16 protein-coding genes and 1 pseudogene are annotated in these 20,278 nt (G+C 62.6%); 11 read left to right on the forward strand and 6 right to left on the reverse strand.

Features of this window, described 5'->3' with window-relative positions; all coding sequences use genetic code 11:
- Nucleotides 1-336 precede the first annotated feature (336 nt).
- A complete protein-coding gene (locus tag ACTJKM_RS11820) occupies nt 337-2,880 on the forward strand; it encodes a methyl-accepting chemotaxis protein (RefSeq protein WP_058328296.1) in 2,544 nt (847 codons plus the stop codon).
- A 284-nt stretch (nt 2,881-3,164) separates the two neighbouring features.
- Here the strand turns inward: ACTJKM_RS11820 and moaA are convergent, their stop codons facing one another.
- A complete protein-coding gene (moaA, locus tag ACTJKM_RS11825) occupies nt 3,165-4,214 on the reverse strand; it encodes a GTP 3',8-cyclase MoaA (protein ID WP_082615752.1) in 1,050 nt (349 codons plus the stop codon).
- A 253-nt stretch (nt 4,215-4,467) separates the two neighbouring features.
- Here moaA and ACTJKM_RS11830 point away from each other — a divergent pair, with 253 nt between their 5' ends.
- Nucleotides 4,468-4,842, forward strand: a complete 375-nt coding sequence (locus ACTJKM_RS11830; protein WP_057248853.1) for a gamma-butyrobetaine hydroxylase-like domain-containing protein — start codon at nt 4,468-4,470, stop codon at nt 4,840-4,842.
- Between the two features lie 18 nt (nt 4,843-4,860).
- Here the strand turns inward: ACTJKM_RS11830 and ACTJKM_RS11835 are convergent, their stop codons facing one another.
- Complete coding sequence (locus ACTJKM_RS11835) at nt 4,861-5,373, reverse strand: MarR family winged helix-turn-helix transcriptional regulator (protein WP_093232993.1); 513 nt, start codon at nt 5,371-5,373, stop codon at nt 4,861-4,863.
- 17 nt (nt 5,374-5,390) lie between these two features.
- On the opposite strand from ACTJKM_RS11835, the gene ACTJKM_RS11840 reads away from it, so the two are divergent.
- The 3 genes from ACTJKM_RS11840 to ACTJKM_RS11850 all read left to right on the forward strand — a co-directional run bounded on the left by ACTJKM_RS11840 (nt 5,391) and on the right by ACTJKM_RS11850 (nt 7,889).
- Entirely contained in the window at nt 5,391-6,299 is a 909-nt protein-coding gene (locus tag ACTJKM_RS11840) for an alpha/beta fold hydrolase (protein WP_057248855.1), read from the forward strand.
- Between the two features lie 127 nt (nt 6,300-6,426).
- On the forward strand, nt 6,427-7,035 hold the full coding sequence (locus ACTJKM_RS11845) for a pyridoxamine 5'-phosphate oxidase family protein (RefSeq protein ID WP_058328295.1): 609 nt from the start codon (nt 6,427-6,429) through the stop codon (nt 7,033-7,035).
- A gap of 62 nt (nt 7,036-7,097) precedes the next feature.
- A complete protein-coding gene (locus ACTJKM_RS11850; RefSeq protein WP_440660365.1) occupies nt 7,098-7,889 on the forward strand; it encodes a M15 family metallopeptidase in 792 nt (263 codons plus the stop codon).
- Nucleotides 7,890-8,005: 116 nt separating this feature from the next.
- Here the strand turns inward: ACTJKM_RS11850 and ACTJKM_RS11855 are convergent, their stop codons facing one another.
- Nucleotides 8,006-9,076 (reverse strand): GGDEF domain-containing protein, encoded by a 1,071-nt coding sequence (locus ACTJKM_RS11855; RefSeq protein WP_058328294.1) that lies wholly within the window; start codon nt 9,074-9,076, stop codon nt 8,006-8,008.
- 191 nt (nt 9,077-9,267) lie between these two features.
- Nucleotides 9,268-10,720 (reverse strand): annotated as a pseudogene (gene fumC, locus ACTJKM_RS11860) (class II fumarate hydratase).
- A 450-nt stretch (nt 10,721-11,170) separates the two neighbouring features.
- Between fumC and ACTJKM_RS11865 the strand changes: the two are divergent.
- Entirely contained in the window at nt 11,171-13,060 is a 1,890-nt protein-coding gene (locus tag ACTJKM_RS11865) for a L,D-transpeptidase family protein (RefSeq protein ID WP_058328293.1), read from the forward strand.
- 49 nt (nt 13,061-13,109) lie between these two features.
- On the opposite strand, the gene ACTJKM_RS11870 is transcribed toward ACTJKM_RS11865, so the two are convergent.
- Nucleotides 13,110-13,787, reverse strand: a complete 678-nt coding sequence (locus tag ACTJKM_RS11870; protein WP_058328292.1) for an HAD family hydrolase — start codon at nt 13,785-13,787, stop codon at nt 13,110-13,112.
- Nucleotides 13,788-14,011: 224 nt separating this feature from the next.
- On the opposite strand from ACTJKM_RS11870, the gene rpiA reads away from it, so the two are divergent.
- From rpiA to ACTJKM_RS11895, 5 genes are all read left to right on the forward strand, one after another.
- On the forward strand, nt 14,012-14,707 hold the full coding sequence (gene rpiA, locus ACTJKM_RS11875) for a ribose-5-phosphate isomerase RpiA (protein ID WP_057248861.1): 696 nt from the start codon (nt 14,012-14,014) through the stop codon (nt 14,705-14,707).
- Nucleotides 14,708-14,828: 121 nt separating this feature from the next.
- Nucleotides 14,829-15,374, forward strand: a complete 546-nt coding sequence (locus ACTJKM_RS11880; protein WP_058328291.1) for a DUF2059 domain-containing protein — start codon at nt 14,829-14,831, stop codon at nt 15,372-15,374.
- 187 nt (nt 15,375-15,561) lie between these two features.
- The gene (gene gor, locus ACTJKM_RS11885; protein WP_058328314.1) at nt 15,562-16,950 is read left to right on the forward strand and encodes a glutathione-disulfide reductase; all 1,389 of its coding nucleotides are present in this window, start codon (nt 15,562-15,564) and stop codon (nt 16,948-16,950) included.
- Between the two features lie 256 nt (nt 16,951-17,206).
- Nucleotides 17,207-18,580 (forward strand): class II 3-deoxy-7-phosphoheptulonate synthase, encoded by a 1,374-nt coding sequence (locus ACTJKM_RS11890; RefSeq protein WP_058324194.1) that lies wholly within the window; start codon nt 17,207-17,209, stop codon nt 18,578-18,580.
- 187 nt (nt 18,581-18,767) lie between these two features.
- Nucleotides 18,768-19,166 (forward strand): GFA family protein, encoded by a 399-nt coding sequence (locus ACTJKM_RS11895; protein WP_057248864.1) that lies wholly within the window; start codon nt 18,768-18,770, stop codon nt 19,164-19,166.
- A 4-nt stretch (nt 19,167-19,170) separates the two neighbouring features.
- On the opposite strand, the gene ACTJKM_RS11900 is transcribed toward ACTJKM_RS11895, so the two are convergent.
- Nucleotides 19,171-20,088: a hypothetical protein gene (locus ACTJKM_RS11900; RefSeq protein ID WP_058328290.1), complete on the reverse strand. Its 918-nt coding sequence runs from the start codon at nt 20,086-20,088 to the stop codon at nt 19,171-19,173.
- Between the last annotated feature and the right edge of the window lie 190 nt (nt 20,089-20,278).

Consider the following 20,278-nt stretch of genomic DNA (forward strand, 5'->3'; position numbering starts at 1 on the left):
CAAGCTCGTCCATCTCGTCGCGCCAAAAGAATGCAGAAACTACTTCAACTCATGCGGATACGATCCAGCATGAAAGGGAAATGCTCTAAAATGTCCGCCGGCGAACATGAACTTATTCGCGGAATCTTAAGTTTCGCTGCCTATCGTCGCTGCAATTCCGCATCCATTCGCATGACGCGATCGGCGGGGTGGCGCCGCAGCAAACCTTGCAGGGTGGCCATTCCAGGGACGTCTGCCCAGGCTTGGAAAGCCTTCGGCACTCGTCCCATCGGTGTTTCCACCAAGAAAAGCCGCCGCGCGGGCCTGCTTCCCATAAGAATAATTCAGGGGTGCGCAATGTCTTTCATCGATCGCCTGCTGCAGCGCTTGCGGATCGTCACCAAGGTTCTGCTTTTCGTGGTTCCGCTTGTGGCGCTGATCGCCGGTATTGGTCTCATTGGCTTCTTTACCGCCCGCACGCTCAACGGCCATATGACCGTGACGCGGGAAACCATCAACAATCTCTCGGACTTCCAGGCGCTCCGCAGTGCGCTGCAGGCTTTTGCCGATGCGCCGAGCGAGGCAACGCGCGCTGCTTTGGCGAGCCAGATCGACGAGCAGGAAATCGGCGTGAAGACGCTGGACAGCCTGCTGACGCGCGGTGAGGACAAGGCAGAGATAGCCTCGGTGCTGACGCTGGGTGAGGCGATGCGCAGTCAGACGGACAAGCTCTGGGTGACCAAGCTCGAGCGGGACCAGGTGACGGCATCGCTGGAAACGGCGCTCGCCGACATGACCGAGCAGGGCAACAGTGCCTACAAGCAGATCGACATCATCCGCAAGGAATCCGGCGAGAAGGAAGCCTTCGCCAAGGCGCTGCTCTTCGATGCCGCCGCCTATCAGGGCCTGGCCGAGCGCATCAAGAAATTCCGACTGCCGGTCACGATGGCCGTCAATCCGGATGCCAAGATCGACCAGGCGGGCAAGCTGCTGCCGCATCTCGTGAAGCAGATCGATGAGGCCGAAAAGATTGCCTCGGAAAAGGTGCAGGCGCCGATTGCCGACGTGAAGGAACAGGCGCTCAAGGTTCAGGCGATCCTTGCCGGTACCGAGGACAGCGAGGCGAAGAAGAACGCGCTGGTGCCGATCCTCAGCAAGTTCTCCAAATATGAAGCGGACTTCGCCAAGGAGGCAGCCAAGAACTCGGATACGGCGGCCAAGCGCTTCGTCGGCATGGATGCCGAGATTTCACAACTGAAGACCCTCATCGCGCTGATGGGCGATACCTTCAAGGGGCTCGACAGCACGCGGCTGCATATCAGCGAGTTGCACCGCAAGCTCGATGCCGCGGGCCGCGAGCCGGTCATGGCTGACATCCAGGCGGTTCGCGAAACGGCGGGCAAGCTCGGCGAACTCGGCGGCAAGAACGCGGCGCTTCGCGATCTTCCGGCGAAGCTTGGGCCCTCGCTCGGCAACATCGACAAGGACACCGCGGCACTGATCGACGTCGGCGGCCGCTGGCTGGCGGCCAAGGCGGAAGCTTCGGCACTCGTGGCCACTGCCAGCACCACGCTTGAGAGTTTCGTCAGCAGCGCGCAGGAAGCCGGCAAGGTCGACAGCCAGCGCTCGGCCGATGTCTCGATCGTCGCCATGATTGCCGGCACGCTGCTCGCCATCATCGGTGGCCTGATGCTGGTCGAAACGCTGCGTGGCCCGCTGAAGCGCGTGACCGAAACGATGACGCGGCTTGCCGGCGGCGATCTCGACGTTGCCATCGAGGGTCGCAACCGCGGCGACGAGATCGGCGACATGGTGCGCTCCGTTGCCGTGTTCCGCGACAATGCCCTCGAGAATGTGCGGCTGGGGCGCGAGGCGGAGGCGGCGCGTGCGCTTTCGGCAGAAGAAGAAGCGCGCCGCGCCGCGGAGCGTGCCCGTGTCGAGGCCGAGCAGATGCAGGCGCTGAATGCGCTTTCGGATGTTCTCGCAGCTCTCGCCGACGGCAATCTCGAGGAAGGCATGGCGGAGGACCTGCCGGCCGACTACGTGATCATGGCGCGCACCTACAACAATGCGGTCGAGGCACTGCGGGCGACGCTGGCCGACGTGCGTGTCGTTACAGGCGAGATCACCGGCGGCACCGGCAATCTCGCGTCGTCGGCTGACGACCTGGCACGCCGTACCGAGCAGCAGGCGGCCGCACTCGAGGAAAGCTCGCGGGCGCTCCGGCAATTGACGGAGATCGTCCGCACGACGGCCGAAAGTGCGCGCAAGACGACGGTGTCGGTGGGCGAAACCAATTCTTATGCCAAGCATTCCGGCCAGGTGGTCGCCAAGGCGATCGACGCCATGGCGGAGATCAATCGCTCGTCGGAGAAGATCAGCACGATCATCGGCGTCATCGACGAGATCGCTTTCCAGACCAACCTCCTGGCGCTGAATGCCGGCGTCGAGGCGGCGCGGGCAGGCGAGGCCGGACGTGGCTTTGCCGTGGTGGCGCAGGAGGTGCGCGAGCTTGCCCAGCGTTGCGCAGGAGCGGCCCGCGAGATCAAGGGGCTGATTTCGGAAAGCTCGGCACAGGTGCGGAGCGGCGTGGCTCTCGTGCAGGAGACAGGCGATGCGCTCACCGTCATCAACAGTCACATCACCACGATCCACGACCTCGTCAGCAATATCGAGGCCTCGGCGGCTGACCAATATACCGGCCTCAACGAGGTCAATTCCGCCGTGCACGAGGTCGAACTGATCACCCAGCAGAACGCCGCGATGGTCGAGGAGAACACCGCCGAGATCCACGGGCTGCGCCGGCAGGTGGAAGCGCTTAACGAGAAGATCGAGCGCTTCCGCACCGGTACGGAGGGAATGGGTGCGCAGGCGCAGGGGCGCGGGAGCTATGCGGCCTGATCTGTTCCTCCGACGGCGGCTTTCAAGGCTTGCCGCCCGGCTTGTCAGCCCCTCACCCTAACCCTCTCCCCGCAAGCGGGGCGAGGGGACGTGCACTGCGGCAAGACATCCCAATGTAGGTCGCCGGAAAGCGCAAGCCGTCGACGCATCTGTGCGGAGTACGTGGGGACACGAGCGTGTGCCCCACATTCCCTTCTCCCCGCTTGGCGAGGGAGAAGGTGCCGGCAGGCGGTTGAGGGGCCGCCTGCCGGTTGTTCATCCAAAGTTGGTATCGTGCGGGACGGTCAGCCGCCGGTGACGCTCATGTGGCGGGCGACGGCGGGACGGTTGTGCTCCCGGTCGATGATGAAGTCGTGGCCCTTCGGCTTGCGGCCGATCGCCTCGTCTATCACCTGGCTCAAATAGGCATCGTCTTCGGAGGCCCGGAGCGCAGTGCGCAGGTCGGCCGCGTCGTTCTGGCCGAGGCACATGTAGAGCGTGCCGGTGCAGGTGAGGCGGACGCGGTTGCAGCTTTCGCAGAAGTTATGCGTCATCGGCGTGATAAGGCCGAGCCGTCCGCCGGTTTCTGCAACCTCGAGATAACGGGCAGGGCCGCCGGTGCGATAGGGAATGTCCGAGAACGTGAAGCTCTGTTCCAATTGCCGGCGCATTTCGGAGAGCGGCATGTAGTGGTCGGTGCGGTCTTCTTCGATCTCGCCCATCGGCATGGTTTCGATCAGCGTCAGGTCCATGCCGCGGCCATGGGCCCAGCGCATGAGATCGGGGATCTCCGCGTCGTTGAAACCTTTCAGCGCCACGGCGTTGATCTTGATCTTGAGGCCGGCAGCCTGGGCCGCGTCGATGCCTTCCATGACCTTGGAGAGGTCGCCCCAGCGGGTGATCTGGTGGAACTTCGCCGCGTCGAGCGTGTCGAGCGAGACGTTGATGCGCTTGACGCCGCACTCGACAAGCTCGGAGGCATATTTCGCGAGCTGCGAGCCATTGGTCGTCAGCGTCAACTCGTCGAGCCGGCCGGCCTCGATCTCCTTGCCGAGTTCACGCACCAGGAACATGATGTTCTTGCGCACCAGCGGCTCGCCGCCGGTGAGCCGCAGCTTGCGCACGCCCTTGGCGATGAAGGCGGAACAGAGCCGGTGCAATTCTTCGAGCGTCAGCAGATCCTTCTTCGGCAGGAAGGTCATGTGTTCCGCCATGCAATAGGTGCAGCGGAAATCGCAGCGATCGGTGACCGACACGCGCAGATAGGTAATCGCCCGACCGAAGGGGTCGATCATTGGAACGGTCTTCTGCTCTAGCGGCCTGGCGCCGAACCTGTCTATCGTGGCTGTGTTCAAAACGTCTTTCTCCCAGCCCTTTCAATGTCGTTGTCGAACCTGCTCGCGTCAAGGCGCATACTGTCGCAAAGTGTTGATCGGAAGAGCAGGGTAATTCTCGCCAGCCGATTTCTGCGCTAGTGCATACTCATCCCTAAGTCAAAGCCGCATCAGGGATAGGAGGTTTCAGCAAGCAAGGTGCGATGAAGCTTTCAGGCGGATCACGGCGAATGGACGGCATCGCGTTTGCCGTTCGCGAACAGGAGCAGGCAATATGAGTGAAATCTGGCCGACGGAACTGCGTGTCTCCAAGGATCGCCACCGGCTCGTCGTCGCCTTCAACGATGGCGCATCCTTCGATCTCTCGGCGGAGATGCTGCGGGTACTATCGCCGTCTGCCGAAGTGCAGGGCCATGGGCCGGGCCAACGGGTGACGGTGCCCGGCAAGCGCAACGTGCAGATCATTTCAGTGCAGCCAACCGGCAACTACGCGGTGCGCATCGGTTTCGACGATTTTCACGATACCGGCATCTTCACCTGGAGCTATCTGCGCGAACTCGGCGAGAAGGGTGGAGAGCTCTTCGGTGCTTATGAACAGGAACTCGCTGAGAAGGGCATGTCGCGCGACAAGACGGAAAAGCCGCGCTGATCTCGACTGTGCCTGTCGTCAGGCCAGTTCGTCCTCTTCTTTCAGCAGTATCCCGATCAGCCGCTCCATGGATCGGGTGACCACCATGCAGTCCTCCAACGGCTCGTCGTCCAGCAATTTCTCGATCAGCGCCGTGTGGATCTCCATGGCTGCCTCCGTAAGGTTGCGGCCCTCCTGTGTCAGCGACAACCGCAGCACCCGTTTGTCCTTCTCGTCACCGCGGCGCAGGATCAGGCCGCGCTTTTCCAGCTGCGGCAACAGCATGCTCATGTTGGAGCGGCCCACCAGCAGTTTGCGTGCCAGTTCCTGCTGCGAAATGCCGTCGAAGCGGTAGAGGTTGATCAGGATATCGAGGTGTGGCGGCTTGATGTCGAGATGGGCGATCTCGCGCGTCACCGTCTGCTGCATGAGCTGGCAGGCGCGCGCAACCGCGATCCAGCTGCGGAAACGGGGGTGATCCCAAGGGAAATGGTGTTCTGTCGTCACTTGATTTTTGTTCAACGTTGTACAATTATGTTCAGCATTGAACATAACAAGAGATTCCCACTATGGCACCCTTTGCGATCAAGGTCATCCGCCACACGCTGAAAGGCGTGGCAGCGTTCTCGCCCGAGGCCGCCGGCAGGCTTGCCTTCAAGCTTTTCAGCGTGACGCCCGGCCGGAAGCCTAAGAACGCCAAGGAGAGGGCGGCGCTCGCGGCCGCGGCGCCCGTGATCGCCACGGGGCAGCCGGTGACGCTTTCCTATGCCGGCGGCTGGGTGCTGGCACGCCAGTTCGCCGCTCCGCGCAATGCCGCCAACGCCAAGCGCATCCTGCTCGTGCATGGCTGGGGATCGCGCAGCGACTACTTGGCTGCGATGATCGATGGCCTCGTCAAAGGCGGCGCTGAAGTGGTGACGCTCGACTGGCCGGGGCATGGCGGTTCGCCGGGACGCACACTCACGATGCCTGCAGCGGTCAGGGCGATCGACGCCGCCTGGCGGCATTTCGGCAATTTCGATGTCTGCGTCGGTCATTCCTTTGGCGGGGGAAGCCTTGCTTGTGCGGCGGGCGGCATCGTCTGCGACGTGCGCAGCCATGTGGCGAAGAAGCTGGTGCTGATCGGCGCGCCGAGCGAGATGACTTGGCTTTTCAAAGGTTTCGGCAAAATTCTTCGCCTGGCGCCGAAGACGCAGGCGGCCTTCGAAGATGTTGTCGAGCGTCTCGCCGGCAGACGCCTCGAGGATTTCGACGCCGCGCGGATCATCGGCGTCCTCGCCGTGCCGACGCTGGTCATCCATGCGGAGGACGACAAGGAGGTCGCGGCCGATCATGCCCGCCGCTATGCAGCCGCTGGGCCGAACGTGGAGATGTTTTGGGCAAACGGCTTCGGCCATCGCCGCATCGTCTCGGCCGCACCCGTGATCGCGCGGATCAATGCCTTCATACACGCGGAAGATCAAAAAGCCGCCGCCTGACTATTTTTCGTTGCTGCCGTCATCAGACTGTCATGCTATCGGTCAAAGGGTCGCTTTAGCCTCCGGAATCGCTTCGCAATCCGCGCCCTGCCATCGATCCGGAGATCTTTCGGTATTGGAGGACGGCATGTCGGTCATCACCACGGTCGAGGAACTCAACGCGCTCTATGGCGGTGTTAGCGAAGCATCGGTGGCCAAGGTCACCAAAACGCTGACGGCGGAGTATCGGCTGATGATCGAGGCTTCGCCCTTCTGCGCGCTCGCAACCGTCGGGCCGGAGGGGCTCGATTGTTCGCCGCGCGGTGACGACGATTGCGTCGTTCGGATCGCCGACGACAAGACGGTGCTGCTTCCCGACTGGCGCGGCAACAACCGGGTCGATTCGCTCGCCAATATCGTGCGTGACCCGCGCGTGGCGCTGATGTTCCTGATCCCCGGCTCGAACACGACGATGCGCATCAACGGCACAGCCGTCCTCAGTATCGATCCGGAGCTTACCGATAGCTTCGAGGTCGACGGCAAGCACCCGCGCAGCGTGATTGTCGTGACCATCGGTGAAGTCTATTTTCAGTGCGCCCGTGCGGTGATGCGCGCGCAGCTTTGGAACCCGGAACGCTTCCTCGATCCGGCATCGCTGCCGACGCCCGGCACGTTGCTGAAGGCTGCCAAGACGGATTTCGACCGCGAAACCTATGACCGCGAATGGCCGGAGCGCGCAGCCAAGACCATGTGGTAGGCTGCTGCGGGGGCCGACCGGTACGGTCGCCATCTCAGCGAAGCGCGCGGGTGGAGGCGAGGGTGCGGCGGCAGGCTCTGACAGGTGCATCAGCACTCCTTTTCGCTCTCTTGGCCGGCAAGGCGACAGCCGGCGAGCCCAGTCTATCCGAGAAGCTCAGCCTGCTGGCTACGGCCTACCCCGATGCCATCGAGCGGATCGACGGCAATGTCCTGGTTCTGCGGGATGGTGGGGTGCCGCTCTCCATCGACGACGGCAAGAAGAAGAGCCATGCCGAGAAACTGGCCGCGGCGGATATCGAGGACAGCCTGTCACAGATCTATCCGCTGGGCGCGTGTGCGAAAGCGCCGGCCGTCGATTTCGATCCGGGTCGCATCCGCAGCGAAGCACTGTTGAAGCGGCTCTATGGCAGCAGTGCTACGGCTGTCAGGCGGGATCTCGTCACTGTGGACTGGTTCGGCGAGCGGCTGCAGGTGACGCGGAAGCACGGAACGGCCGCGGCGCTGAAGGCGATCGCCGCTGATCTTTCGCGACATGCCGAACTCAAACGCTATCTCAGCCCAAGCGCCGGCACCTTCAACTGGCGGCCGATTGCCGGTGCTGCCACGCTGTCGGTCCATAGCTTCGGCGCGGCGATCGATCTCAATACGGGCTTTGCGGATTACTGGCGCTGGTCCGGAAAGGGGGTGCACGGCTATCGCAACCGCTATCCGCTGGATATCGTCGAGATTTTCGAGAAGCACGGCTTCATCTGGGGTGGCCGCTGGTACCACTTCGATACGATGCATTTCGAGTACCGGCCGGAGCTGATCGCGATCGCGCGGGCGGCGGGCGCGGATGCCTGCGGCCACTAGTCGGCTGCCTCGCAGCGTTCAGAGCGGGCGGTGCCTTCACGCATGCCCGAGCACCGGCAAACAAAAAGCGCCCATGAAGAGCGCCGATTGTCAGTTCGATCGCAGAGCGCCGTAGGTCAGCGTCGATAGATCAGCCAGTTGCGGCCGGATTCCTTGCGCATGCCGTCTTCAAAGAGAACGGTCTTGTTGCGCCCGCCATTCTTGGCCGAATAGAGCGCGATATCCGCCTTGTTGTAGAGATCGACAGGGTCTTCTGCTGCGGTCGCCATGCAGACGCCAACGGAAAGCGTGATCGGGCCGTAGTTGACACCGGTCTTCGAATTGCGGAAGGGCGTTGCCGCAAGAACCGTGCGGATGCGATCGGCGATCTGCAGGCATTCTTCCTGGGTGCTGTCGCCAAGGATAATGGCAAATTCCTCGCCGCCGGTGCGGGCAACGAACGCCTCACGGCGCAGGTTGGCGCGAAGGACGCCGCCGACGGTCGCGAGGATCTTGTCGCCGACCGGATGGCCGAAGGTGTCGTTGACCTTCTTGAAATGGTCGATGTCGGCAACGAGCAGGCCGGTGTAATTTCTCAGGTGCTCATTGTTGTAGACGGCCGCCAGATTGTCGTCAAAGGCGCGCCGGTTGGCGAGACGCGTGAGCGAATCCGTGTTGGCGATGCGCTTGTACTCGTCGAGTTCCTGCCGGATGACTTCCATCTCGAAGGATTTCTGCACGACCGTCTGCACGCGCTCCTTGCCCTGGCTCATCGTCTCGGCGGTCGCCTCGGTCAGGATGCCGATTGCATGGCGCAGGATATCGGCGCTCGATGCACTCTTGCTGACGATGTTGACATAGGCTTCGTCGAGAACCTTGTTGTAATTCTCGAGCGCGTATTGCTCGTCCTTCAAAAGGGTGACGAGTTCGGCGAGTTTGGCTGCAAGCGTCGTGTGGGCGCGCTCGATGCCGGTCGAGCGGTGGATGTGGCTGAAGTACTGCGCGCCGATCGCATCCAGCTCTTCCTGGGTCGCGCGGCTACCGAGCGCCGCGAGTTCTTTCGAGAGCTGCGGGTTGGAGCCGAGATAGGCTTCGTAATAGAGCTCGTAGTTGCGGGGGATAGGCGCGACACCCATCATGCGCATGGCATGGGTTACTTGCGCTGCGATATCGGGCGTCTGTGCTTTGCCCGAGTTTGCCGTTTGCATGTGCAAACCCCCTAATATTAATCACTGCTTACGGGTTATGATTTTTAGGGGCAAATGATTTGCGAAGTCTTAATATTTGCCGCCGCGGTGCACCGCAGTTCGATCGACTGCGGCCATTCCCGCCGATCTATCCTAGCGTTTGCGACTTGAACCCACGGCGCCGTTGAGGCGCCGTGGTGTGTCAAAATGGATCAGGCCGGGCCGATCATCGTTTCGGGGCGCACGATCGCGTCGAACTCTTCGTTCGTCACGTAGCCGCCGCCGACGGCTTCTTCGCGCAGCGTCGTGCCGTTCTTGTGGGCGGTCTTGGCGATCTTGGCAGCGTTGTCGTAGCCGATCTTCGGGGCGAGGGCGGTGACCAGCATCAGTGAGCGGTCGAGTGCCGCCTTGATGTTGTCTTCGCGTGCCTCGATGCCGACGACGCAGTTGTCGGTGAAGGACACGGCCGCATCGGAAAGCAACTGCACCGACTGCAGGAAGTTGTAGGCCATCAGCGGGTTGAAGACGTTGAGCTCGAAGTGGCCCTGGCTGCCGGCGAAGGTGAGGGCGGCGTGGTTGCCGAAGACCTGGACGCAGACCTGGGTCAGCGCTTCGCACTGGGTCGGGTTGACCTTGCCGGGCATGATCGACGAGCCAGGCTCGTTTTCAGGCAGCGACAGTTCGCCGAGACCGGAGCGCGGGCCGGAGCCGAGGAAGCGGATGTCGTTGGCGATCTTGAAGAGGGCTGCAGCCGTCGCGTTGATCGCGCCATGGCTGAAGACCATGGAATCATGGGCGGCGAGCGCCTCGAACTTGTTCGGCGCCGAGGTGAAGGCAATGCCGGTGATCTTGGCGATCTCGTCGGCAACCTTTTCAGCAAATCCGACCGGTGCGTTGAGGCCGGTACCGACGGCCGTGCCGCCCTGGGCCAGTTCGCAAAGGCCGGGCAGCGTCATCTCGATGCGCTTGATCGAGGAGGCGACCTGGGCTGAGTAGCCGGAAAATTCCTGGCCGAGCGTCAGCGGCGTTGCATCCTGGGTGTGGGTGCGGCCGATCTTGATGATGTGATCGAATGCCTTGACCTTGGCTTCCAGCGCCTTATGCAGATGCTTCAGCGCCGGCAGCAGGTCATGGATCACCCGTTCTGCGCAGGCGATGTGCATCGCCGTCGGATAGGTGTCGTTCGACGACTGGCTCATGTTGACGTGATCGTTCGGATGCACCGGCTTCTTCGAGCCCATGACGCCGCCGAGCAGTTCGATGGCGCGGTTCGAAATCACCTCGTTGGCATTCATGTTCGACTGGGTGCCCGAACCGGTCTGCCAGACGACGAGCGGGAAATGGTCGTTGAGCTTGCCGTCGATCACTTCCTGCGATGCCTTGACGATGGCATCGGCGACGGTGGAATCCAGACGGCCGAGCGCCTGGTTGGTGCGGGCAGCTGCCTGCTTGACGATGCCGAGCGCCCGGACGATCGAGGCCGGCTGCTTTTCCCAACCGATCTTGAAATTGCCGAGCGAGCGCTGGGCCTGGGCGCCCCAATAGCGGTCGCTTGCCACTTCGATGGGGCCGAACGTGTCTGTTTCCGTGCGCGTCGATGTCATCGTGATACCTGCCTTGGATCATGCGGTTCATGAAGCCTGGGCGAGGGGCCGGGTGGCGCATCTCCCCAGGGTGCCGGGCCTCTCTCTGCCCCGCCTGCCGGAGCTTGTAAAGGGGCGTGGCTCGGCTTGCCATGCTACAATCGTTTGAAACGTTGACGTGCAACAAGGCCGGCCCGGAACGATGGTGATTCGGTCGCTTGCGGGCCGCGGGCGCCGTTGTGATGTTTCGGTCACAGGCGCGGCGTTCTTTTTAGCCGCCGATCGGCGGCTGCAACCGGCCCATGACCTCCCGCTGAAATAAAATCCATATGGATCAAATTTTTATCCCCCTTCGAACGTTATGGAATCGAGGCGTTTGCAGGGACGAGGAAGGAGATTCAAGGTCGATGTTCGCGGGCGCGTTTCCTTTTCATTCACCATCCTTTTCTATAACTTTCAGTGCACGAGGGCGTGGCGAGAATCTGGCTTCAGTCGAATTCGGCGACAACGCGATACGGGGACGTAGTTTCATATGAGAGTAATTAAGACGGCAGCGGTCGTGGCGCTCATGAGCGGCTGTGCGATCGCGACCATGGATGCGCGGCCGGCTTCGGCCTTCACATTTGGCGATTTCATCCGGGCGGGCCGGAAGAAGACCGAGGCTCAGCAGGTTCAGCCGACCCAGCCGCTGCCGGGCATGGGCACGATGGTCGACCCGCAGCAGGCGGCCAAGCCGCTGCCGAAGGTCACGGGCCCCAAATATTACACCTACAAGGCGGAGCCGCTGCGTCGCATCTCGACCGACAAGCTGCTCGATCCGGTCGTTACCGGCTCCGTGCGCAACGATGCGCTGCCGCCGATGCTGCGCACGCCGCTTGCCGACGCGCGGCAGTTCCTGCCGGATATCAACGTTCGCGCGTCCGGCGACGTCGCCAAGGCGGTCGAAGCCCATTACGGCGCCCGCATGGATTACATCTGGATCGGCGCCGAAGGCGTGAACTCCAAGGCAAAGGCGGCGGTCGCCGTTCTCGCCGATGCAGCCAAGGTCGGCCTCGACCCGCAGGACTATGCCGTCAACGTACCGGCAGACACTTTCGACCGCGGCGACATGATCGCGCGCGAAAAGGAGCTGCTGCAGTTCGAAATCGCGCTGTCGGCGGCAACGCTGACCTATGCGCAGGACACCGTGCGCGGCCGCATCGATCCGAACAAGATCTCCGGCTACCACGACTTCAAGCGCAAGACTGTCGAACTCGCCCCGCTTCTCGACAAGCTGTCTGCGAGCAACGACGTCGCCACGCTTCTCAACGACCAGAACCCGAAGAGCGCGCAATTTGCGGCACTCTCCGTCGAACTGGAGAAGCTGAGGGCGGAAACAGGCGCCGAGCAGCGCGTCGAGATCGCGCCCGGCACGCTGCTGAAGCCGGGCCAGAGCAATCCCGAGCTCGCCAACATCATTGCCGGTATTCGCCTCAAGGGCTCGGAAGCGCTGAAGACCGAACATGCGGCGGTTCTTGCCGCTTACCAGGGAGCGCCGGAATACACGCCGGAACTGGTAACCGTGGTCGAGGCCTTCCAGAAGGAACACGGGCTGAAGGCTGATGGCGTCGTCGGCCAGGCGTCGGTGCGCATCCTGACGGGTGGCGACAGCGTGGCGAACAAGATCAACAAGCTCGAGATCGCCATGGAGCAGGCGCGCTGGCTGCCGGATGGCCTCGGCGGCCGCTACGTCTTCATCAACCAGCCGGCCTTCACCGCGACCTATACCGACCAGGGCGCCGAGCAGTTCTCGATGCGCGTGGTCGTCGGCTCGAAGACGAACCAGACCTATTTCTTCCAGGACGAGATCCAGACCGTCGAGGTCAATCCGTATTGGGGCGTGCCGCAGTCGATCATCGTCAACGAGATGCTGCCGAAGCTCCGCAGCGACCCGAACTATCTCGATCGCATGGGCTACCAGGTCGAAGTCGGCGGCCGGCCGGTTCCGTCGGCGTCGGTCAACTGGAACGGCTCGACCGCTTCGGTCGCAGTACGCCAGCCGCCGAGCAGCGACAACGCGCTCGGCGAGCTGAAAATCCTGTTCCCCAACGCGCATGCGATCTACATGCACGACACTCCGTCGAAGAGCTTCTTCAAGCGCGACAACCGGGCACTCAGCCACGGTTGCGTGCGGCTTGCCGATCCTCGCCTGATGGCGGCGGCCGTGCTCGGTACGAGCGTCGAGGACGTCGGCAAGGAGATTGCCGGCGGCGGCAACAAGGCGCTGCAGGTTCCGGTGAAGGTGCCGGTTTATGTCGCCTACTTCACGGCCTGGCCGAACAAGGATGGTGTCGTCGAGTATTTCGACGACGTCTATGAGCGTGACATGTACATGAACCGCGCCTTTGACGCGACGCGCGGCGCCCGCAGGGCCGAAGGATAAGACACAAGAATAAGAAAAGGCCGCTTCGAGCGGCCTTTTTTCTATTCGATCATCGGGCTTCGAGCAGCGCCGAGACCAGTTCCGGTGTCAGCTCGTCGAAGTGGCTGATGATTTTCGTCGGTTCGAGGCTTTCGACGGGGACGTCCGAGTAGCCGAAAGGAACCGCAATCGACGGCACCGCTGCATTGCGCGCGACGAGGAAGTCGTTGAGGCTGTCGCCGACCATCACCGAGCGTTCGGCCGAGCCGCCGGCATTGGTGACGGTTCTCAGGAGGTGCTCGGCATTCGGCTTGCGCACTTCGAAAGTGTCGCCACCCGAAATCGCGGCGAAGCGTTCGATCAGCCCCAGGCGTTCGAGCAGGCGCGTTGCCAGCTTTTCCGGCTTGTTGGTGCAGACCGCCAGCTTGAAGCCGGCGCCGGAGAGCCGGTCGAGCGCGTCGATGAGGCCCGGATAGGGCAGCGAATCGCCGGGCATCGAGCCGTGGTAGAAATCGACGAACTCCTTGAGCTGCCATTCCAGGACGTCTTCAGCGAGCGGCTTTTGCCGGAGCGCGAAGGTGCGCTCGATCATGGCGCGTGCGCCGTGCCCGACAAGATGGGTCAGATCCGCATAGCCGACCGGTGCGATGCCGGCCTGGGTCACCGCATGGTTGAGGCTCGCGACCAGGTCCGGCGCGGTATCGACAAGCGTTCCATCGAGATCGAAGACGACTATGGGAGATGACACCGAAAAACCTCATGGCACCGGAAACGTTGCCGTTCGGGTAGGCGAAGTGACAGCAGAATGCAATGGGGAGTACATGTCCCAAGTCCTGCGGAATCCTTGGCGGCAATTTCATTTTGACTTTTGTTTGCGTCGCCGGGCGTGTAAGTGTCTCAGCGGAAAACGGGCCGGCCGTTCGCTGCTTGCAGCAAAGCCGTCCGTCGGAATTACAAGGGAGCGACTGGCGCATGGACGCCCGCGAAATGAAAATCAAAGCCGCGGCTGCGGCTCTGGAATATGTCGAAGACGGCATGCGCCTCGGCATCGGTACGGGCTCCACGGCTGAGGAATTTGTCCGGCTGCTGGCCGAGAAGGTCGCCTCCGGCTTCCGTATCGAAGGCGTTCCCACTTCGGAGCGCACGGCGCGGCTCTGCCTCGAACTCGGTGTGCCGTTGAAATCGCTCGATGAGCTGCCGGAACTGGACCTGACGATCGACGGCGCCGACGAGGTCGATGGCCGGCTGCGGCTGATCAAGGGCGGCGGCGGCGCATTGCTGCGCGAAAAGATCGTCGCGAGCACGTCGAAGCGAATGATCGTGATCGCCGACGAATCGAAGGTGGTCGAGGTCCTCGGTGCCTTCAAGCTGCCGATCGAGGTCAATCCCTTCGGTCAGGTGGCAACGCGGATCGCGATCGAGAAAGTCGCTTCGCGGCTCGGCCTTTCCGGCGAAATCGCCGTGCGTCAATCGCACGACGGCGCCTTCAAGACCGACGGTGGACACCTCATTCTCGATGCATCTTTTGGCCGTATTCCTGATGCAGATGCGCTCGCGGGGGAGCTGAATGCCATTCCCGGCGTCGTCGAGCACGGGCTTTTCATCGACATCGCGTCGCTGGCAATCATTGCAGGGCCGGAGCAGGCACGCATTCTGACTGCGTCCTGAGCTGGCTCCCGACAGCCCGCAATGGGCTGGGAGCGGTAAAGACAACAGGTTTCCACACATGCGGGCCTGGCGGCGGAAATCGCCCGGGCAGCATGCGACAAACACAGGAGCAAGGGTAAAAATGAACAAACTCGCAGGTCTTGTCCGCACATTCGCTGCCACCGCGATTCTGCTTTCCGCATCGATTCCGGCGGTGCAGGCCCAGGACGTCTCCGAAGAGCAGATCAAGGCAGCGCGCGCGACGATCGCAGCGCTTGGCGTGACCAACAGCTTCGACAACATTCTGCCGAACCTTGCCGAGCGGCTGAAGAACACGCTGATCCAGTCATCGCCGAACCATCAGGAACTGATCACGGCAACCGTCGACGAGAAGGCACTTAGCCTTGCCGCGCGCCGTGCCGATCTCGAGAACGAAGCGGCGACGATCTACGCCAAGACCTTCTCGCTCGAAGAACTGAACGCGATCACCGAATTTTACGGCTCGTCCGCCGGCAAGAAGCTCCTGGATAACGGCCCGATCGCTTCGCGCGAACTGCTGAAGGCCGCCGACATCTGGGCCGCAGGCGTTTCCCGCGATCTGACCCAGGAAGCCACCAAGTCGCTCGACGAAAAGGTTGGCAGCACGCAGCCGGCTGCCGAGGGCGCCGTCCAGGCGCCGGCGCAATAACCGTCGCCGGCCACGGTTCATCACGTTTCGAGGAGCCCGGAGAGATCCGGGCTTTTCTTTTGGCCGGAGGCACCACTATATGTGCCTGCGGCGCGGCCTTCGGCTGGTCGCACCGGCTGCCGAACGCGAGATCGTTCGGCGCGCTTTCCATTTCGCCATTTCGGCCGCTGCTTTCAGGAGACTGTCCATGCCCGCTTTCGACTATGACCTCTTCGTAATCGGTGGCGGATCCGGCGGCGTCAGGAGCGGGCGCCTGGCAGCGAGCCTCGGCAAGAAGGTGGCGATTGCGGAGGAGTTTCGCTACGGCGGCACCTGCGTCATTCGCGGCTGCGTGCCGAAGAAGCTCTATGTCTACGCGTCGCAGTTTTCCGAACATTTCGAGGACGCAGCCGGTTTCGGCTGGTCGGTCGGCGAAAGCCGGTTCGACTGGCAGAAACTGGTCGCCGCCAAGGAACAGGAAATCACCCGGCTCGAAGGGCTCTACCAGAAGGGTCTGAACAATGCCGGCGCCGAAATCCTGCATACGCGCGCCGAGCTGGTCGGTCCCAATACGGTTCGCCTGCTCAACAGCGGCCGCACGGCGACGGCCGAGCGGATTGTGATCGCCGTCGGCGGTCATCCGACGCCGCATGACGCGCTGCCGGGACACGAGCACTGCATTTCCTCGAACGAGGCTTTCGATCTCGAGGAGCTGCCGAAGTCGATCCTGATTGCGGGCGGCGGCTACATCGCCGTCGAATTCGCCAACATCTTCCACGGCCTCGGCGTCGAGACGACGCTGATCTATCGCGGCAAGGAAATTCTGTCGCGCTTCGACCAAGACCTGCGCCGCGGGCTGCATGTGGCCATGGAAGAGAAGGGCATCCGTATCCTGTGCGAGGACCTTATCCAGTCGGTCGCCCTCGATGATGCTGGGAAGCGTGTCGCGCGCACGATGAAGCACGGCGACATCGCCGTCGATCAGGTGATGCTGGCGCTTGGCCGCGTGCCGAACACCACGGGCCTCGGCCTCGAAGCGGCTGGCGTCAAGACCGATGAGCGCGGCGCCATCATCGTCGATGCGTTCTCGCGCACCAGTGCGCCTGGCATCTATGCGCTTGGCGATGTCACCGACCGCGTGCAACTGACGCCGGTCGCGATCCACGAGGCCATGTGCTTCATCGAGACCGAGTACAAGAACAATCCGGTGTCGCCGGATCACGACCTGATCCCCACCGCCGTCTTCTCGCAGCCGGAGATCGGCACCGTCGGTCTGACGGAAGAAGAGGCGACGCGCCGCTTCGACGAGCTGGACGTTTATCGCGCCGAATTCCGGCCGATGAAGGCGACGCTTTCGGGCCGCAAGGAAAAGATGATCATGAAGCTGATCGTCAACGCTGCCGACCGCAAGGTGCTCGGTGCCCACATCCTCGGCCATGATGCGGGCGAGATGGCCCAGCTGCTCGGCATCTCGCTGAAGGCCGGCTGCACCAAGGACGATTTCGACCGGACGATGGCGGTGCACCCGACGGCGGCGGAAGAACTGGTGACGATGTATTCGCCGTCCTACCGCATCCGCAAGGGCGAGCGGGTCTGAGGCCCCGGCAGCCGGTGCCTTGCTTTGCAGGCGCCGGAGCCGATGAATTCTGGTAGGATGTCTTTCCAAGCCTTCGCTTAACGTCTATAAGCCCGCATCCGCGAAGTCACCGGCTTCGGGCGAGCTTGGCGCAATAATCTTGCGTTGGGGCAGGGCACGCGGACATGAGTGAAATTTCCGAATACCGGGCGGCCACCTTCGGCCGTCAGGGCGCGACCCGCGCGGATAGATCCGCGGCAGACAACAGGTGATCGAAATGGCACAGACTTGGACTCCAAACAGCTGGCGGCAGAAACCCATCCAGCAGGTGCCGGACTATCCGGACCTGGCAGCGCTTGAGGCGACCGAAGCGAGCCTCGCGAAGTATCCGCCGCTGGTGTTTGCAGGCGAAGCGCGCCGTCTGAAGAGTGCCCTTGCCAATGTTGCCGAAGGCCGCGGCTTCCTGCTGCAGGGCGGCGACTGCGCTGAAAGTTTCGCCGAGCATGGCGCCGACACGATCCGCGACTTCTTCCGCGCCTTCCTGCAGATGGCCGTCGTCTTGACCTTCGGCGCGCAGCAGCCGGTGGTGAAGGTCGGCCGCATAGCCGGCCAGTTCGCCAAGCCCCGTTCTTCGGGCGTCGAGAAGCAGGGCGACGTGACGCTGCCGTCCTACCGTGGCGACATCATCAACGGCATCGAGTTCACCGAGGAAGCGCGTATCCCGAACCCGGAACGCCAGATCATGGCCTACCGTCAGTCGGCTGCAACGCTGAACCTTCTGCGCGCCTTCGCCATGGGCGGCTATGCCAACCTCGACAACGTGCACCAGTGGATGCTCGGCTTCGTCAAGGATAGCCCGCAGGCAGAGCGCTACCGCAAGCTCGCCGACCGCATCTCCGAGACCATGGACTTCATGAAGGCGATCGGCATCACCTCGGAAAACCATCCGAGCCTGCGCGAGACCGATTTCTTCACCAGCCACGAGGCGCTGCTGCTCGGTTACGAGCAGGCGCTGACGCGTGTCGACTCGACCTCGGGCGACTGGTACGCCACCTCCGGCCACATGATCTGGATCGGCGACCGTACCCGCCAGCCCGACCATGCGCACATCGAATACTGCCGCGGTATCAAGAACCCGCTCGGTCTCAAGTGCGGCCCGTCGCTGACGGCCGATGGTCTCCTGGAGCTGATCGATCTTCTGAACCCGGCCAACGAAGCCGGCCGCCTGACGCTGATCTGCCGCTTCGGCCATGACAAGGTGGCGGAGCATCTGCCGCGCCTCATCCGTGCGGTCGAGCGCGAAGGCAAGAAGGTCGTCTGGTCCTGCGATCCGATGCACGGCAACACGATCACGCTCAACAACTACAAGACCCGCCCGTTCGAGCGGATCCTGTCGGAAGTCGAGAGCTTCTTCCAGATTCACCGGGCAGAGGGCACGCATCCGGGCGGCATCCATATCGAGATGACCGGCAACGACGTGACGGAATGCACCGGCGGTGCGCGCGCGCTTTCCGGCGACGATCTTGCCGACCGCTACCACACCCATTGCGATCCGCGCCTCAATGCGGACCAGGCGCTGGAACTCGCGTTCCTGCTGGCCGAGCGCATGAAGGGCGGCCGCGACGAGAAGAAGATGGTCGTCAACGGCTGATCTAATCCCCTGGCATCGTTCAGGCTTTCTGAACGTCGCTTGGGAGTTTTGAATTTGACAATGCCGGGCCAGCTCTGGAAGCTGGTCCGGCATTTTCGTGTCTGGAGCAGGAAGCGGCGCGCGCAATCGTGCCGCCTTATCCACCGCATGACAGGGTGATGCATCACGATTTCGCTTTGGGGGAACAATGCCGGACGTTCACAAGGGAAGCTGTCTTTGCGGGGCAGTGCGCTTTGCCGCACAGGGCGAGCTGCGCGAGCTGATCTACTGCCATTGCAGCCAATGCCGGAAGCAGACCGGGCTCTACTACGCCGCGACGAATGTCCGGAACGACGGCCTTGAGGTCGAGGGAATGGAGCATGTCACTTGGTATCGGGCAAGCGACAGCGCCAGCCGTGGCTTTTGCCGGATCTGCGGCTCGGCCCTGTTCTGGAAGGGCGACGGGCAGGATTACATCTCGATCATGGCTGGGGCCTTCGAGAAGCCGACCGTGCTGAAGGGTGGCTATCACATCTTCTGCGAAGACCAGGGCGACTTCTACGAAATCACCGACGACTTGCCGAAATATGCGGCCGGACGCAGCTGAGCGATCACTCCGGCATGCTTGTTGCCTGCCGAACCGCCTGCTCATAGCCATTGGCAAGGCCGGCCATCTTGACCGATTGCCACTGACAATATTCGTCGAGCAGGCGTTCGCCTAGCCAGAACAGCCCGCGCTGGCCTTCGCCGGCGCGGCCGATGAGGCCCGCATCCTGGGCGCGGGTGAAAATGCGCCTGATATGCGTGTTGGAGATCATGTAGTGCGTGGCGAGTTCCGAGAGGCTCGCTTCGAGCCAGACTTTGCCGTCGACCGGATCGAGGCTTTGCGGCCGCGACATGAGATCGTCGAGCAGCAGGCCGCCGCATTCGGTCCAGACGAAGGCGGCCACAGCTTCCGGCGGCTCGTTCCACCGCCGGTCGGCGAGCAGAAGGCGGGTGGCGATCGGTTGGGCGCGCTCAAAGATCGTCCGATCGGCTTCGACGCGCTGAAGGCGGCCCTTGCCGTCGAAACGGTCGAGCGTGCCCATCTGGCTCATGAACCAGCGCAACATCGCCCCTTCGCTGATTTCGGTCGGCTCCAGGGGCCGCACTTTCTTTCTGGCACGACCGCCATTGGTATCGCGCAGCAGCTTGTAGGTCAGCAGTTCGGCAATGAAGGCGGCAGCGGTATTGCGGCTGGCGCCGCCCATCTCATGCATGAACTTTAGCAGGCGCGCGGTGGTGATACCCGTCTCCGGATTCGCTGGATCGCGCTCGAGGTGAAGTGTGTAGACGGCTTGGCTCAGCGTCCATTTCTGATGGGAGGCGACGAGGCGGGCAACTCGAGGGAAGACATCAAACACCGACATCAGATCGCGGGCGCTCGCCTGAAGGATCGCCCGGAAGTTCGGATGATTGCGAAAATCTTCTGCGGTGAAGGCAAGCGCACCAACTGGCGCAACGCCCTCATGCTCTGCCACGACACGCATTTGCTGCGCACACCCCCCGAAGCTTGCGCGGCGTGCCGGATGCTTGAATTTCAAGATGCCCGGTCGCCAGCCGCCACTCAGCCTAACCCCTTTTAGTAGGAGTAGCTTGCCCATAACGTGCGAACAACCGATTTTGTTCAAACGGGGCACCTGACGTTCAGCCGTCAGGCGCCCCGTTCGATTGCTGGAT

The sequence above is a fragment of the Ensifer sp. 22460 genome (genome assembly GCF_052044935.1).
In the GTDB taxonomy this organism is placed as follows: Bacteria; Pseudomonadota; Alphaproteobacteria; order Rhizobiales; family Rhizobiaceae; genus Ensifer.

What these genes read in the sequence shown, in the direction of transcription:
- ACTJKM_RS11820 (WP_058328296.1), top strand. Translation starts at nt 337, where the DNA reads ATGTCTTTCATCGATCGCCTGCTGCAGCGCTTGCGGATCGTCACCAAG.
- ACTJKM_RS11830 (WP_057248853.1), top strand. Translation starts at nt 4,468, where the DNA reads ATGAGTGAAATCTGGCCGACGGAACTGCGTGTCTCCAAGGATCGCCAC.
- ACTJKM_RS11835 (WP_093232993.1), bottom strand. Translation starts at nt 5,373, where the DNA reads ATGTTCAATGCTGAACATAATTGTACAACGTTGAACAAAAATCAAGTG.
- ACTJKM_RS11840 (WP_057248855.1), top strand. Translation starts at nt 5,391, where the DNA reads ATGGCACCCTTTGCGATCAAGGTCATCCGCCACACGCTGAAAGGCGTG.
- ACTJKM_RS11845 (WP_058328295.1), top strand. Translation starts at nt 6,427, where the DNA reads ATGTCGGTCATCACCACGGTCGAGGAACTCAACGCGCTCTATGGCGGT.
- ACTJKM_RS11855 (WP_058328294.1), bottom strand. Translation starts at nt 9,076, where the DNA reads ATGCAAACGGCAAACTCGGGCAAAGCACAGACGCCCGATATCGCAGCG.
- ACTJKM_RS11865 (WP_058328293.1), top strand. Translation starts at nt 11,171, where the DNA reads ATGAGAGTAATTAAGACGGCAGCGGTCGTGGCGCTCATGAGCGGCTGT.
- rpiA (WP_057248861.1), top strand. Translation starts at nt 14,012, where the DNA reads ATGGACGCCCGCGAAATGAAAATCAAAGCCGCGGCTGCGGCTCTGGAA.
- ACTJKM_RS11880 (WP_058328291.1), top strand. Translation starts at nt 14,829, where the DNA reads ATGAACAAACTCGCAGGTCTTGTCCGCACATTCGCTGCCACCGCGATT.
- gor (WP_058328314.1), top strand. Translation starts at nt 15,562, where the DNA reads ATGCCCGCTTTCGACTATGACCTCTTCGTAATCGGTGGCGGATCCGGC.
- ACTJKM_RS11890 (WP_058324194.1), top strand. Translation starts at nt 17,207, where the DNA reads ATGGCACAGACTTGGACTCCAAACAGCTGGCGGCAGAAACCCATCCAG.
- ACTJKM_RS11895 (WP_057248864.1), top strand. Translation starts at nt 18,768, where the DNA reads ATGCCGGACGTTCACAAGGGAAGCTGTCTTTGCGGGGCAGTGCGCTTT.
- ACTJKM_RS11900 (WP_058328290.1), bottom strand. Translation starts at nt 20,088, where the DNA reads ATGCGTGTCGTGGCAGAGCATGAGGGCGTTGCGCCAGTTGGTGCGCTT.